Genomic DNA, 1,002 nt, shown 5'->3' with positions numbered 1-1,002 from the left:
CATCTCCCCGGCCCATTCCCCCTGCATGCCTACAAGACTGCCCCCGACTGCACCCAGCCGGGGCCAGAACCCGAGATTTTCAGCAACCTTCTAGGTCGATGGCAGACGGGATGGGAGCTCCCCGCACACGCCACCATGGGTGCGCAGTCGAGAACGGCGCCCCCCGCCATCCCGGTGCCGGCCGATCCCGCGCCGGAGGCATTGCCTTGACCGCGGGCCGCTCTATGCAGTGCTCGACTGAGTCGAACCACCTGCGCGAGAACCGGCGTCAGTACCACGCCAAGAGATTTGGATCATGCGCGTCGACCCGGGCCCGGGCGCCGACTGGCCGCCTCAAGTGTCAGAGACGCTCGAGCAACTCAGCCTTCTTCTCCGCGAACTCCTCGTCCGTGAGGATGCCAGCGTCGTGGAGCGACGCGAGCTTCGCGATCTGCTCGACAACATCCGGCTGAGCTGTGGCCTCGGCCGTTACCCCATGCTTGCCTCGCTGGATCACCGAAGAAGCGAGGTCCAAGATCTTCTCGGTCACGCCAGGCTGCGCCGGGAGGGGCTCCGAAGACTCGGCCTGCGCGGAGGTATCAGTTACGACCTGCTGGCCCTCGAGCAATACGGAGAAGATCATGAACAGCTTCTCCGGCAACTCAATGATGGACTGATTGCCGTCGGCCCCGTTCACGCGGACGGCGTGCCCGGATTTCATGGCAGCCCCGAGGCCGGCACCGACAGCCTTACCAATCATTCCAGGCAGAGCAGCCTTCGCGGCAGCCTGGCCCATGACGCCGGCGACACCGTCCCTGGTCGAGAGTTCCTCCCACTCGAGCACGGTCTCGGCGTTGAGCTTGTGCCGCTTGGATGGGTTGCGTGGGTGCTGGATGGTGAGTCCGCCGTGGCCTGAGTGGACGTTAAGTGGGTCTTCGAAGTTGAGCGGTGCAGGGTCGGTGGCCGCTGACTGTCCGTCACGGTCTGCGATGAGTGGGGTGGTTGTCGGCCCTGGATGTAGGA

The 1,002-nt window shown here is 65.0% G+C and carries 1 protein-coding gene; it reads right to left on the bottom strand.

Features of this window, described 5'->3' with window-relative positions; genetic code table 11:
• Positions 1-340 precede the first annotated feature (340 nt).
• Positions 341-1,002: SHOCT domain-containing protein (locus tag ACIBJF_RS53595; protein WP_399185145.1), on the bottom strand; the 662-nt coding region annotated here is incomplete at its 5' end.

The organism is Streptomyces sp. NPDC050743, from assembly GCF_044456925.1.
In the GTDB taxonomy this organism is placed as follows: Bacteria; Actinomycetota; Actinomycetes; order Streptomycetales; family Streptomycetaceae; genus Streptomyces.
This window is presented reverse-complemented; position numbering and strand designations above follow the sequence as displayed.